10 protein-coding genes and 1 pseudogene are annotated in these 14,244 nt (G+C 67.9%); 9 read left to right on the forward strand and 2 right to left on the reverse strand.

What is annotated here, in order from left to right:
- The first annotated feature begins 388 nt into the window (after positions 1–388).
- Entirely contained in the window at positions 389–997 is a 609-nt protein-coding gene (locus ACFZBB_RS33810; protein ID WP_391130768.1) for a hypothetical protein, read from the forward strand.
- Complete coding sequence (locus ACFZBB_RS33815) at positions 991–1,332, forward strand: hypothetical protein (RefSeq protein WP_391130772.1); 342 nt, start codon at positions 991–993, stop codon at positions 1,330–1,332. Before ACFZBB_RS33810 ends, ACFZBB_RS33815 begins: the two co-directional genes overlap by 7 nt.
- 103 nt (positions 1,333–1,435) lie before the next feature.
- Here the strand turns inward: ACFZBB_RS33815 and ACFZBB_RS33820 are convergent, their stop codons facing one another.
- The gene (locus ACFZBB_RS33820) at positions 1,436–3,955 is read right to left on the reverse strand and encodes a hypothetical protein (protein WP_391130775.1); all 2,520 of its coding nucleotides are present in this window, start codon (positions 3,953–3,955) and stop codon (positions 1,436–1,438) included.
- A gap of 209 nt (positions 3,956–4,164) precedes the next feature.
- On the opposite strand from ACFZBB_RS33820, the gene ACFZBB_RS33825 reads away from it, so the two are divergent.
- From ACFZBB_RS33825 to ACFZBB_RS33850, 6 genes and pseudogenes are all read left to right on the forward strand, one after another.
- Positions 4,165–5,475, forward strand: a complete 1,311-nt coding sequence (locus ACFZBB_RS33825) for an RHS repeat-associated core domain-containing protein (RefSeq protein WP_391130778.1) — start codon at positions 4,165–4,167, stop codon at positions 5,473–5,475.
- A gap of 38 nt (positions 5,476–5,513) precedes the next feature.
- Complete coding sequence (locus ACFZBB_RS33830) at positions 5,514–6,962, forward strand: hypothetical protein (protein WP_391130781.1); 1,449 nt, start codon at positions 5,514–5,516, stop codon at positions 6,960–6,962.
- A gap of 105 nt (positions 6,963–7,067) precedes the next feature.
- Positions 7,068–8,013, forward strand: a pseudogene (locus ACFZBB_RS33835) (IS481 family transposase).
- A 125-nt stretch (positions 8,014–8,138) separates the two neighbouring features.
- Entirely contained in the window at positions 8,139–9,224 is a 1,086-nt protein-coding gene (locus ACFZBB_RS33840; protein WP_391130784.1) for a Dyp-type peroxidase, read from the forward strand.
- 632 nt (positions 9,225–9,856) lie between these two features.
- The gene (locus ACFZBB_RS33845) at positions 9,857–10,852 is read left to right on the forward strand and encodes a tyrosine-type recombinase/integrase (RefSeq protein WP_391130787.1); all 996 of its coding nucleotides are present in this window, start codon (positions 9,857–9,859) and stop codon (positions 10,850–10,852) included.
- A gap of 113 nt (positions 10,853–10,965) precedes the next feature.
- Positions 10,966–11,142, forward strand: coding sequence for a hypothetical protein (locus ACFZBB_RS33850; protein WP_391130790.1), 177 nt, complete (start codon positions 10,966–10,968; stop codon positions 11,140–11,142).
- A gap of 414 nt (positions 11,143–11,556) precedes the next feature.
- On the opposite strand, the gene ACFZBB_RS33855 is transcribed toward ACFZBB_RS33850, so the two are convergent.
- Complete coding sequence (locus ACFZBB_RS33855) at positions 11,557–12,273, reverse strand: hypothetical protein (RefSeq protein WP_391130793.1); 717 nt, start codon at positions 12,271–12,273, stop codon at positions 11,557–11,559.
- 383 nt (positions 12,274–12,656) lie between these two features.
- On the opposite strand from ACFZBB_RS33855, the gene ACFZBB_RS33860 reads away from it, so the two are divergent.
- Positions 12,657–14,042 carry an SAVED domain-containing protein gene (locus ACFZBB_RS33860; RefSeq protein ID WP_391130796.1) on the forward strand — a complete coding sequence of 462 codons (1,386 nt, stop codon included), beginning with the start codon at positions 12,657–12,659 and terminating at the stop codon, positions 14,040–14,042.
- Positions 14,043–14,244: the final 202 nt, after the last annotated feature.

The following is a 14,244-nucleotide window of genomic DNA, read 5'->3' on the forward strand; positions in this document are numbered from 1 at the left end:
CGGCGAGTACTTACTGGGTGGCGCCACTTCTTCCTCGTTTCCTTGTTCAGGACAACCCTATTGGGTGCCTGTCCGGAAACTTCGGGGCCCCTCAGACGAGCTCTACCAGCGGGCGTGCTTCATCGTCGAAGACCGGTAAGGCTCCACTCACCGGTCTGGCGCGCCTCGTGTAGGTTTTCGGTGCGGCGACCGGCCCGCACCGCCGGCGTTGGTGAGGACGTACGCGCTGACCATCAGTCGCGGGCCCGGTAGTAAGCCGCTTTTGTTCGCCCTGCTGCTGGCGGTCCTGGGCTCGCGGAAAGCGCAGCCGGTGCCTGAGTACCTGAAATCGGCGAGCGTTGCCTCGTTTGGGCTCGCTGTGATCACCTGGTAGCACTAAGCTATCTGCGTGGTGGTCGGTGAAGATGCTCAGATGAAGGGCTTTGCGGGGGCCCGACGTGCCAAGCAGTGGCTCGAGGGCACGATGCGTATCTGTGGTGCGTACGCCAACACCGATTCGCCGTCGTGCGGGCGCCGGCTGACGCTGCCGTGGCCATACGGAGGCCGCACGTTCTCCTTCGACCTGGGGGGAACCATGCGCGGCGACCCCTACCAGAACGACACGTTCTGCGCCGAGATCAAGAACTACGCGCAGCCTGGTGACCAGGGTACTCATTTCGATGATTTCCTAGCCAAGTGCTACGTGGCCGCTCAGGCCCAGCACCACCTCAGCGACCACTTCATGTGGATCACCTGGGCACCGTTCAGGGCGAACTCGTGGTCCACCCTCGATTCGCCCCATCAGGTCGAGACCGCGGTACTCCAGCACTGCGGACGCGTCTTCGGCACCAGCGACATCGACGAAGCCCGCAAGCTGATGGACGCAGACCTCGTGCAGTCCGTCGCCTCCAGGCTGTGGCTGATCGTGCTCTCGGAGAAGCAGGAGACACTGCTGCCTCTCAAAGACTGGGCGGCCATCGTGGCCGCCGAACTGATCCGCCGGGAGGGAACGTGGTGAACATCGTCCAGCAGTCGATTTCCCAGGCCCTGGACGAACCCGACGACCGGGCCATGTTCAGGCAGGTCAAAAACATCGTCGCCGGACACCTCCGCCGCATGGACCCACGTGCCACCGTCACCACGACCGAGTTCTTCAACCACACCCACGTTCCCGACATGGTCCTGGAGTGGCCCGACCGACCGCGATCCCCACGCCGGTTCATCTACCTGCGCACCACTTCCGACCTGTGCCGCCTCAGGGCAGATGGGGCGGATGGAAATTTAGTGTGGGGTCTGACCTGCCGTGCCCCAGATACTGAGAGTCCTGAGGTAGGTCTGGGTGCAGGTCCCTGAAGAGGGGTTTTGTAGTCTCATGCCAATATTCCTGAGGTTCTAGTGTCCCTGAACTGTGGTGCCTCAGATGTTGAGAATCTGCTCCAAATTCGATAAAGGGGCGCTATGTGGCGCACTTGTTGGGGGTCTTGAGCAGGCTAGTGGATGGGGTTGATGAGCTTCTGGGCGGCATCATGCCTCGCGGCCTGTCCGGGGGGAGGCGGAAAGTCAGAGGTCCGGTGGGTGAGGGGTGGTGCTGTCGTGGGCGGCGGTTCGGCGGACGGCGAGGTGGGGGTCGGTCGCGAGGGCTGCCCGTACAGGGGCTGGCAGGTCGCGGGCTCGGGTGGCGACGGCCATCCTGACGCGGGGGGGGGGAGGGATCCTGGGCCAGGCCTGCGAGGAGGGGGTCGGATGCATCGAGGTGCGCCGTACTGATGCTGCGGACGTGTTCGCAGCCGTGGAAGGCGAGGCCGGCGGCAAGCGGGGCGAATTCTTCTGCGGTCCGGCCGGCGGTGCTCAGACAGCGCGCGCCGAGGATGCGGTGAGTGCGGTCGTCGGATCTCAGCAGCGGCATGGCAGCGGCTACGACCTGAGAGAGGTATGCGCGGTCGGCGTCGGTGAGCGCACTGCGGGGTGTGCGGGAGGCGGCGAAGGCTTCGGCGGAGACCTGCAGGGCTGCTGCCGCCAGCTTCGACCTGCCGGCAGCGGTGTGAGCGTGGCCGGTAGTGGGCGGCGGCGTCTGGCTGAGAGCCAGGAGCCGTTGGGCGATGGCGGCTGCTGCGCTGGAGGGGATGCTTCCCAGCAGGGCGGGCAGCGCCAGGAGGCGTCGCTGACGGATCCCGGTGGAGGCATGGATGTCCCCGGCAAGGGCGGTCAGGTGCTCGGCGACCGTTTGGGCCAGTTCGCCGGGTGGCTGGGCAGCGGCAAAGGCGGCGTCGTCCGGTTCCTGGGGATGATCCGGGCTGGGGAGCGCGGCTTCGCCGGGCGGCGTAACGGTTCCAGGCGGGAGGACTTCCGCTGGTTCGGCGTTGAGCTGCTCAGGCGGGATGCTGATGAGAGGGGCGGCGTTGAGCAGCCCGAGGAGCATGGCGACCGTCGTTGCGGCGTGGTCGATAGGGATCATCCGTGGATCACGGGTGCCCAGGGGGGCGCGAAGGACGAAGGCGCAGGCGCGTCGCGCGGCCAACTGTGCTGCTCTGCTGGCAGGTTGCCAGGCGGCCAGTACGTCGGATGCCTGCTGGATGCCCTTGCGGGCTGATCGGGTGAGGGCTGGGACCAGGCCCGGGCGGCTGTCGGAGGGGAACTGGCGTAGTGCTGACCACAGTTCGTGCTGGTCGGGAAGCTGCATGAGAGCTTCGAGCGCTGATGCCAGATCTTCAGCGCGAACGGGAACAGCCCAGTAGGCGTTGAGCAGCAGGTAGGCGATGTCGCTGTCGTAGCGGGTCTGTCCGCTGAGGGCGGGCCCGCTGAGGGTGAGGATGACGTCGATGGATTCTTTGGGGATGCGGATACCGAACGCGGTGACGGCTTTGAGCGAGTCGAGTTCCGGGTGGGGCTGGCTGGGAGGTGCTGTCCACAGGTTCTGGGCGACGTGGAGCAGTTTGGCGATGATCCCGGGGACCTTCTCATCGGCGATGACTGCGTTCTGCGCGGCCAGTACTGCGCTTGCTGCCGAACTGCGCCGTCGCATGGGGGAGGCCAGCCACCGTTCCATGTCTACCGGTTCCGGCAGCGGCGTGGCGTGCTCGTCGGCCTTCTCCGGCATCCCGGCACACACGAAAGCCTCCACCGCCAGGGCGGGGTAGCCCTGGGCGAGGAGGATGTCCCCGAAAAGATCCATCGCCAGGCACTGCTCCTGCAAGGCTCCGCTCAGGCGTGCCTCCCACAGATAGCGGCGGACATCGGCTGTGGCGCCGATCGGCTCACCACGGTGGGCGGCTTCGTAGGCCAGGAGTGCCGGATCGGTCGGGGCGGCCAGCATCCGCTTGTTGTTGGGCAGCGCACGGGTGGTGATGTCCAGACCGGTCGGCAGGGTCTTTCCGCGGTGATCCCACAGGACCATGCGCAGGGACCGCAGAGCCCAGCGGGCGTCTCCATACAGTCCGTCTTCGCTGCTGGCCAGCACGGACTGCTGCCACAGCGTTTGGGCACGTTCCGGGGCGCCGTGGACTGCGAAAGCGTGAGCGCCGCGTGCGGCGATCAGTCCGCGCGCGTGCCGGTGGCGTCCGGCTGCCGCGTCCTGGAGCAAGGATCCGTAGACATCCTCGACCCGGGCTGGGGAGGAATCAGCGGTCAGGGACGCGTCGGCCAGCGCACATGCCAGACGGGCCCGGATGACGACATCTTTGGTACTCGGGCCGCTGGAGATCTGCCGCAGGCTGGCCAGCAGACCTGGCAGGTCGTCGTCGGTTTCCACCATGATGGAGCGGGGTGGGGCGAAGTCGTACAGGCCGTCCACGAGCGCTTGTTCCAGAACCAGGCAGCACAGCAGCGCGGCATCGGTGTCCTGGGCATCGGTGATCTCGCGCAGAGCGGGAACGGTCTCCGCCAGTTCGCTGCCGTTGTCGTACCAGGACAGAACATGGCGCACGACCACGTGCTTGGCCACCTGGACGGGCCCGGCAGCCTGAGCAGCCTCGGCCATATGACGGCCCAGATGCCGCTCGGAGGTGTCCCAACAGACTCGCCTCCCTCGGCGGCCAGAGCCGCACTTACGACGCCGACGGCAACCTCACCGCCAACGGCCAGACCCACTACACCTGGAACGACCGACAGCAACTCACCGGGATCAGCGGGCCGGGCACGGCCGCGTCGTTCGGCTACGACCCGCTGGGCACCCGCACCAGCAAAACCGTGGGCGGCGCCACCACCAAGTACCTCACCGACGGTTCCAACGCCCTGGCCGAACTCGACGGCGGCGGCACCCCCACCACCCAGGAGACCACCGGAGGCATCGACGACCTCCTGACCCGTACGCAGAGCGGAACCACCCAGGTCTACCTGACTGATGCCATGGGCAGCGTCGTCGGCCTCGGCAACCCCGACGGCACGGTCGCCACCACCTACGCCTACGACCCCTACGGCGGTACCACCTCTGCCGGTACGGCCAGCGACAACACGTACACCTTCACCGGCCGCGAGAACGACGGCACCGGCCTTGCGTACTACCGCGACCGCTACTACGACCCCACGGCCGGAACCTTCATCTCCGAAGACCCCACCGGCCAGACGGGCGGCACCAACCTCTACCAGTACGCCCTTGACTCACCCACCACCTACACCGACCCCACCGGCGACAACCCCCTACTGGCCTCCTGCGCCGTAGGCGGTCTCGTCAGCGGCGGCATGGACTACTTCGTCCAGCGCCTGTCCGGCCGCAAGGTCGACTGGGGCCAGGTCGGCACCTCAGCACTCATCGGCTGCCTCACCTCGATGCTCATCCCAGGAGACGAGGGCGGTCTTCCTCGTGGCTGCGCGGTCAACAGCTTCGCCGCGGGCACGGATGTGCTCATGGCCGACGGCAGGCGCAAATCTATCCAGGACGTACGTGTCGGCGACCACGTGGCCGCAACTGACCCGGCCACTGGCGACTACGAGAGCCGCCCGGTCACCGCCCTCATCCAGGGCACCGGCGACAAACAACTTACCGATGTCACCGTCGGCAGCCACACCGTCACCGCTACCGACGGGCACCCCTTCTGGGCCCCCGACGTCGGTGCCTGGATCGACGCCGGTCACCTCACCTCTGGCCAGTGGCTGCGCACCAGCGGTGGCACTTGGGTTCAGGTCACGGCGGTCCGCCACCGCATGCAGCACACGACGGTCTACAACCTCACCGTCGATGGACCGCACACCTACTACGTGCTCGCAGGATCCGCTGCGCTTTTAGTCCACAACTGCCCCTCGGGGCCGTCGTCAGTATTGCCAGACTTCACCACGGGCGCTATCCGGAACCCGGACGGCACATGGACGTTCCCCGAAGGCAGTCCGCTGTACCGCCCGGACGGGGAGAATCGGGTCGGCGAAGGCAGATTCAAAGGTCGCATCGACCTGGGCGACGGCAATCCGAAGACGCGCATCGGCAATGCAACCGAGGCATTTGCCAGAATCGTAGACAAACTTCCTGACATGCACCTTCCTGGGCACCTTCCCGGCGGTGGATGAGCGGGATCGGCGACCGAGTAGGTTGAAGGAGCGCGGACGTGAGCGTGAACGGGTTGAAACGCCTGGCTCAGGAGGGTGGCACCGCAGAAGAACTGTCCGTTCCGGCGCTTCGTCTGCTGAGCGCGGCGGCGACGGAAAGCGTGTCGTTCGACGATGACGTCCGGGTGATGGCAGTGCGTCTGGCTGGCGGCGCGGTCATCCATGGCGGCCGCGCCGCAGGACCCGAACGGATGCGGGGCGCGCGGGTCGTTGCCGCGCTGCTGCTCGCCCTGCGCGGTGACGGCGTCCATGTGATCGGCCCGGACGATGAGACGGCTCACGCGGAGGCCGCAGTTGCGGGGCCGCTTCTCGAAGCGCTGGGAGTCGGTGTCGGCGTCTTGAGGACGCAGTCGAGCACCGAGGAAAAGCAGGCGGCCTACGCCGCTGATATCACCTTCGGCGCCGTCACCCGCTTCGCACTCGACCTGCTCCATGACAGCAGGACCGTGGAACTGCGGACCCGCATCGGCAGGGACGTGCCCGCCGCGATCGTCTCGGACACCGGGCAGGTGATGATCGCCAACATCAATGGCCGGTTCACCCTGTCGGAAAAGGACAGGACGCCAAGCGGTCAACTCCGGCGTATCGCCGAGTTCGCAGCGGGGCTGCACGAGGGAGCGGACTTCACCGTCAACGGCGACACCGGCGTACCGCGGATCAGCCCGCACGGCCGGGCAGAACTGCACGACGCCTACGGAGTCACTGACCATACAGGCATGCAGGCGCTGCTGCTGGAAAAGCGTCTGGGAGAAGCAGTGCTCGCCCGCAGGTCCCAGCAAGGGCAGGACTACGACGTGGTCGGCGACGAGGTGGTACGTGTTCCGTCGGGAGCCCTGCCCGACGGCTACGGCTTCACCGGCGGTCTCCGCCAGGCGCTCGAAGTCAAGGAAAGCGTGCCGGTAAGCGACACCGACTGGCTCACCGCCACCACGACGGTTCCCGCCTACTTCGGCCGGTACCGCGTCGTCGGCGGAACCTCAGTGGCAGAGATCCTGTTCGCCACCGAACTGGAGGAGATCTTCGGTTTGGAGATATGGGACCGCCGCACTCCGCAGGAAGCGGACGTCGAGCGCGTCCACGCCACTGACATCGGCCGGTACCTGGAGATCAACCGGAACCTCGTCCGTTGGGACGCTCTGTCGGCCCGCAATCGAGCCGAATTCCACACCTTTCGGGAAAGCCTCTGGGAGCCGGCTGAACTCTCAACCGCCGTACGGCACCTGACAGGTGAAGCCGTCTCCGCGGAGGCTGACCAACTGCGAGCCAGCTTCCAGTCGGCGCTCGACCAAGCCCTCGTCTATTACAACGTCGCCGACGCCTACGGGCGAAGTGTCCACTGGCCTGATGCTCTCGCCGAACATGAGCAAGGCCTGACCACTATCCGTGACAGCCTCTGGGCAGACCTTCGCGGCGCCATGATCCGGCGTGAGGCTCCTACCAGGATCTAGGTGTATTGATCACGAGCGTTGTTGACACGTGCCGGTGCTTGATCATGGCGAAGACCTCCGGTGTGGTGGAGGTGTCTAGGCTCCACACCACGCACGGAGGTCTTCGTGTCCCACCGTAATGCCCGGCTGACCGTTCACGGCAGACGGATCCTTGTTGAGCGTGTCCGCTCGGGCCGCCCGGTCGCGCATGTCGCAGCGGAGATGGGGATCTCGCGGACCACGGCCCACAAGTGGGTCCGTCGCTGGCGGGCGGAGGGCGAGGCAGGTCTGCACGACCGCTCCAGCCGGCCGCACAGGACACCGCATCGCACCCCGCCCGCGGTGGAGGCCCGCGTGTGCCGGCTGCGCCAGGAGCGCAAGCCCGGCCCGGCCCGGATCGGCCCGGTCCTGGGCATGCCCGCCTCAACCGTGCACCGCGTCCTGACCCGCCACCAACTGAACCGCCTGGCGTTCATGGACCGGCCCACCGGCACCGTGATCCGACGCTACGAACGCGACCGGCCCGGCGAACTGATCCACGTCGACGTCAAGAAACTCGGGCGGATCCCCGACGGCGGCGGCTGGCGCACCCGCGGCCGCCAGGCCACCCGGACCGAAAAGCAAAGCGTCGGCTTCGACTACATCCACTCCGCCGTCGACGACCACCTACAGCGAAGCCCACCCCGACGAGAAAGCCGCCACCTGCGCAGACTTCCTCCGCCGCGCAGCAGCCTTCTTCGCCACCGCCGGCATCACCCGCATCGAACGCGTCCTGACCGACAACGCCTGGTCCTACCGCAAAAGCACCCTGTGGAAACAGGCACTGGCCGACCTCGGCGCCACCGGAAAACTCACCCGCGCCTACCGCCCGCAGACCAACGGCAAGGTCGAACGCTTCAACCGCACCCTGCTCGACGAATGGGCCTACCAACGGCCCTACACCAGCAACGAGCAGCGGACCGCAGCCCTGGCAGACTTCCTCCACACCTACAACCACCACCGCACCCACACCGCACTCGACGGCCAGCCACCCATCACCCGCGTCAACAACCCTGCGAGTCAATACACCTAGATCCTGTAGCGGATGGTCCGCTCCCGAGCAGGAAGAATGCCATGACCTCACCTCGCCCAGGGCATGCTGGTACATCCGATCGGACAGCGGCCACGAGCAGAAGCGTATTCGGACGCCGTGCCGTGGTGGGCGGGGCGCTGGCCGGGCTTGCTGCTGGTGGTGCCGCGCTGGCCGCGGCCGAGATTTCCGGTGACTCGGACAGAGGAGGTGCCTCCGGCTTGGGCGCACCGTATCTACTCGACCGCCTGGCAGAGCTTCCGCCGGACCGTGCGGTGTTCCTCGCACTTGACATAGGCGGCGGGCGGGCCAGTGCGGTGGCCGGGCTGCGGAGCCTGAGCCGTGCGGCCGGTGCGGCGGGCGGATCGCTGGAGATCGGACTGGCGCTGGGCGCGGCGTACTTCCGGGCCACCGGCCTGACCAGCCGTGCCCCGCGGCAACTGGCGGATATGCCGCCTTTCCCCGGTGACCTCCTACAGGAGGACCAGTGCGGCGGGGCCGTACTGATCCAGGTGGGTGCCCGCACCCCCTTGGAGGCGAGGACTGGGGCGCAGCGGCTCGTAGCCGCCGTGCCGCAATGGGCGGTGCGCTGGCGCGTTGATGCGTTCAGGGCCGAGAATCGCATGGAGTCAGGGCGGGCACTGACACGCAATCGCTTCGGCTACACCGAGGGGCTGGGTAACCCGGTCGGCGCCGACGAGGCGGCCGCGCGTGCTCTGGTCCGGCTCGGCGACGACGAGCCTGCCTGGGCACTGGGCGGAAGCTACCAGGTGGTGCGGCACATCCAGTTCGCCACACAGGAGTGGGTGAAGGACTCTCCGCACGAGCAGGACCGTATTATCGGGCGCCACCGCGACGGCCGGTGGCTGGACGGCACACGGGCCGGAGAGCCCCCCGACTTCAGCGCAGATCCCCACGGCAGGCTCACCCCGCTTGACTCCCACGTCCGGCTGGCCAACCCTCGCCCGCACCGCAACTCCGCACCAGCCCTGGTACGACGCAGCTATTCCTACGTCAGGCCGGCCGGTGACGGCGAGGCATCCGACGAAGGACTGGTCTTCACCTGCTACCAGCGCAGTCTCAGCGACGGGTTCCTCCCGGTCCAGCGGCGGCTGGCTCCCGGGGCCCTGAATGCCTACACACTGACCACGGGAGGGGGCTACTACTTCGTACCGCCCGCTGGCGAGACATGGCTCCGGCAACTCCTCGCCTGACGCGCGGGAGCGGCCCCTACGGACGGGACGTGAGACCCTGGCACCGTGTCCCCCGGCCAGTCGGCCGCCGGTTGTCGTCCGTGTGTCCGTCTATGTACGGGCCGCCCGCGCCTGTGAACGCACAGGGCAGGGGCAGCCGTCACCTGCGGGCCCGGCAGCGGAAGCCGTGCCGGGGTCGTGGTCCAGGTGGTGGGGGTATAGATGCTGTCCTGATTGGGGCAGGAGTCGGCGAGCCGGTGCAGGGTGTCGTGCTCGTCTGGTGCCCGGTCTTGCGCTGAGGCCGGTCGCGCTGGTGTAGACCGTCATGGTCTACACCAGGAACACACATCATCACCGGAGCTGGCCTGGTCCGTCGGATCGCATCGGCCTGTCTGGGCATGGGTACGACACCTCTTCCGACCTGGAAGGCGCGGGAGAGGCAGCCGCAGGCAGGAAAAGAGAGCGAGAGTGCTCAACTGTCTGCATCGGCAGGTTTTCCGGGTCAGGAAGCTGCTGGGGGCCGACGGTCGCGCTCGATGTGATGGGCAAGGGCGGGCCAGTCGGCTCCGCCAGAGCTCGAATGCCGCGGTCGCGTATGAGTCGTTCGATCAGAGCGTCACCTCACCAGTCGGCAGTTCGGCTTCCTCGCCGCAGTGGACGTCGAATGGAGCCGTGCGAAGCGCGTGGACGTCCGCGACTTCGTTCTGTGGCTCCGTACGTGCCACAACCCGGCGCGGGACCGGCGCCGCCCGGATGCCCCCGCGCCGGGGTCGCTGAACGCGCGCACCGGCAAGCCATACCTGAGGTCGGGCTATGCCCCCGCGACCATCAACCATGCGGTGTCGGTGCTGGCGGCGTTCTACGACCACCATCTGCAGACCGGGCAGGGGCCGCTGGTCTCCCCGGTGCCACCGCAGTCCCGTGACGGGCGCCGGCTGGAGGCGCATCACAACCCGCTGGCACCGTTCCGGCTGCACCGCCGGGGCGCCTACCGCCAGAAGCAGGCCGACCGCGAGCCCCGCGCTGTCCCCGACGATGTCGTCGAGGACCTCTTCACCTCGCTGGGCTGCCACCGCAACCGGGCACTGTTCTCCATGTTCTTGTCCAGCGGCGCGCGGGCCGCCGAGATACTGGGCATGACGATCGGAGACCTCCACCCGGGCGAGGGCCGGATCTATGTGCACACCAAGGGCCTGGGCGGGGCGAAGGAAGCCTGTCCGGCCTCCCCGGAAGCCTTCGCCTGGCTGACGCTCTACCTCGGCGAGCTTGCCCAGGACGGCCACCGCCCAGCCTCGGACGAGCCGGTGTGGTGGACCCTGCGCGGACCGACGCGCCCGCTGACCTATACCGCCCTGCGGGCGGTGCTGAACCGGATCAACGCCCGGATCGGGGCGAACATCACGCTGCACGACCTGCGACACACCCTGTGTCTGCGCCTGATCGAGGACCCGGCCATCACCCTGGGCGACGCCCAGCAGGTGATGCGCCACCGGCGGATCACCACGACCAGCACCTACCTGCGGCCCAGGATCGACGAGGTCATCGCCAAGGTCCACGAGCACTACACGCGCCCCAAGCCGCCGCCGCAGCCGCTGACCGGCTGGACCTATGACCCGGACGACCTCGCCGACGTGTTCGGGAACCGCTGATGACCCGACACGGCCGCGTCGCCCGAACCCCCATTAGCCCACGCGACCCCGCCCTCCTCACCACCGTGCTCCCCGAACCGAGGAGCACGACCGGCAGCAGCAAGCATGCGGCAGTGCCTCGTGACGAACTCGCCCTCCTGGCCGAGACCTTGCTGAGCGAGCCGACCGTCCGCAACCGGTGGCGCCAGCAGCTCTCACTGACGCGCATCTTCGACTGGCTGGAGGGATTCCCCGCCGACACCTGGCAGGACCGCTGGCTGCTGAGCGGTGTCACGACCAGACTGAGATGATGTGATCTTGGTGTTTAGAGTGTCTTCTGACCTGCGACGCTTCAAGTGTGTTCGGACGGCATGTAGGAGTTGTTGACCTGCTGGTTCTCTGTTCGGCGGGTCTCTGACCTGGTTCAATGCAACTTGTTCTGGACTGGAATCAAGTGCTCTAGGACGCGTATTCCAGCGAGTGAGGATGTGGATGCCCGGTGGAGATCTCCGAGGCCACCGGGTTGGTGTTGCTCGTATTGGACAGGGGATCGGATCAAGCCAGGCGCGAGGTTATGGAGGAGCTGCGGCGGCGATCCTCAGGCGCTGGTCCGCTGCGGCCCAGCTTGTTGCGGACGGCTTCCGTGACGGTGGCACAGTGGTCGCTGTCGGCGAGCCCCCACGTCGCGTGTATGCGCCCCGGTGCCCCGCGGGCGGCACGATGGCTTACAGGTCGCTGAGGAGGGTGGCCAGCTCGGCCACATGAAGCTTCTTGGGGGAGGCGTTCGTGCTGCGTGCCCAGTTCAGCAGGGCGCGCGATTCGGTGTCCCGGCCGTGTGCGGCGGTGTCCCGGCCTTGCGACTGGGCCAGTTGCTGGAGGTAGGCGGCGAACGCGCCGGCGCCGCCGGTGCCTGCGGTCGGCCCGGCGCCGTAGGCGTGGGCTTCCAGCATCGGCAGGACGGAGAGGACGCCGGTGGTGGTGCGGGCCCAGAACAGATCTCCGCGGTCGGTGATGACGCTGGCCACGACGTCGTCGGGACGCAGCGCCAGCGGCGCGTACGTCAGGTACGTCCAGCGGTCGCCGCCGATGCCGCGGTGGTGCCGGCCGACCACGGGCAGCCCGTACTCCGGGTCGGTCCAGGTGCGCAGGCAGTAGCACCGCTCGCCCTGTGCGGCTGGGCTGGCCGTGTCCTCGTCCACGCAGGGGTGATGCAGCTTGGGGATCTCCTGGCTGTCCACGAACGTGGTGTGCAGCGCGCTGGGCTGGCACCGCTGCAGGCGCTCGACCCACTCGTGCACGTAAGGGGTGGACGCCTCGATGGTCACCGTCGCGTTCCAGGCGGCGCCGGCCGCGCTGATCCGGGGCTCGGTGTAGAGGACGAAGTGGAGGTACCCCCTGCCGGGGTCGGTGAGGTTCAGCTCGGGCGGGGCGAAACCGGTCAACTGCGCGCTCCCTTAAGGGTCGTTGTTGCCGACGACGATGCCGGAGCGGGGGAGCTGTCTGCCAGATCGCCTTGAGCCACGATCATCCCGTTCCCACGGCCCGGCGGTCCCCTGATTCTGGGTCCGAGGTGTAGAAGGCGCTTCAGGGCCTGCTCCTGGCCACTCGGTTTGGCAGAAGGAGTTGGCGTTCGAGGTCGGCATGAGGCCGGCGAACAAGGGGGTGGGCACGCGGAGGGCCTGCAGGTGATGATGTGCCCGTCGGCTGCGGTAGGGCGGCCGTTCAATTGGGGGACCATGCCGTGCCTGATTTGCCTGCCCCGAGTTCGACGGGTGTCCGTATCGCCGGTGACCGGTACCAGTGGGTGGTTGCGTGGCAGGGCTGTGTGAACGCGTTGCGTGACGCGGCGCTGCGCGTGCCGAATCCGGTGGTGGCGGTCGGGGTTGAGGTGGACGGCGTGGGCAACGTGGATGACGTTGTCCTGTACCGCCAGGAGCCGCCGCACACCTACATGCAGGTCAAGTACGCCGCGGATAGTTCCTCGCCCGTCAACGAGGAGTATCTGCTCCGACCGAGCGACCTGGGCGGCCCGTCGATCCTGCGCAAGGTGGCGCAGGCGTGGCAGCGACTCGCCGGGGACGATACCCCAGTTGATCTTGTCCTGGTGAGCAACCGGTCCCCGGACGCCGGGGATCCGCTGATCTCGCTGCGGGATTCCCGTACTCAGCTGCTTGTGCCGAAGGCGGCGCAGCAGGGACCGCGGTCGAAGAGGGGGCAGGCACGCGGCCGTTGGGCCGAGGGCACCGGGCTGGACGAGGACACCTTGCTGGATCTGCTGAAGGTGCTGCGCTTCGACCTGGCTCGGGATGTGGTGCACCTTCACGAGCACCTGCAGATGCTGATGTTCGCTGCCGGGCTGCGGTTCGACGAGGAGGCCATGCACGCCGGCGCAGACTGGGTCGCGCGCCAGGTCGCCGACGGCCGGCGGCGGCTGTCCCTGACCGAGGTCAGGGACGCGGTCCGGTCTTTGCGCCTGGAGGCCGGAACGTCACGGGCGGTGTTGTCGGTGGCCACGCTGAAACCGGACCCGATGGCGGAGGACGCCGACTACACGGTGGACTGGACAGACCGCTTCGAGGGCGATTCGCCCTACATCAAGCGGCGCCCGCTCGCGCCGGCGACGTGGGTACAACTGCAGGCGGACATCGACGCGGCACCACTTCGGATGCCGCCGGGCACGACCTCCATCGCCCTCACCGGCAGTCTGCGTCTCGCACCCGCGTTCGCTGTCGGCGCGGCGTTCCGCATGGTCACCGGGGTAGACCTGGCCGTGGCCCAGCGCGGACAGGCGTGGTCCTCCGCCGCCCACTACGATGCCGTGCTGGCCCCGGATGTCCAGGAGCACGCTCTCGGCCTCGGACCGGACCTGGCGGTGGCCATCGCGGTCGCCATCGATCCCACCGAGGACATACTGGACTTCCTGTGCGAGCAGCAGGTACCCGTCTCCCGCCTGCTGGTGCTGCGCCCGCCCGGCGGCGCGAAGGACAACTCCATCCCCGATGCGGCCACGGCCAGCGCCCTGACGGTCGGCATCCGGAACCTGCTGCGCCGTGCCTGCCGCGAGCACCCCGCGATCCACCTCTTCCAGGCCGGACCGATGGGCCTGGCCGTGCTGCTGGGCAACCGGTGGAACCGCCTGCGCCCCACCACCGTGTACGAGGACATCAACGGACAGCAGGTGTACGAGAAGGCTTTCACCATCGAGGCATGAGGACCGGCACCATCGCTACGATCCCGCTGTGGCAGGCGCCGTCGTGCCCTGCGCTAGCGCAGGAGGTGCGTGCTGACGAAGGCCGCACCGAACCCCCACAGCCGACCGGCGCGCTGCTCCGGGGTACGGGACGGCACCGAGGGTGCCGGCTGTGGAGGTCGCCGTCACAACGGCGCCGTCGTCCGTCGGGACAGCAGCAGCG

Origin of the sequence: Streptomyces sp. NPDC008139, from assembly GCF_042957025.1 — a bacterium.
Lineage (GTDB): Bacteria > Actinomycetota > Actinomycetes > Streptomycetales > Streptomycetaceae > Actinacidiphila.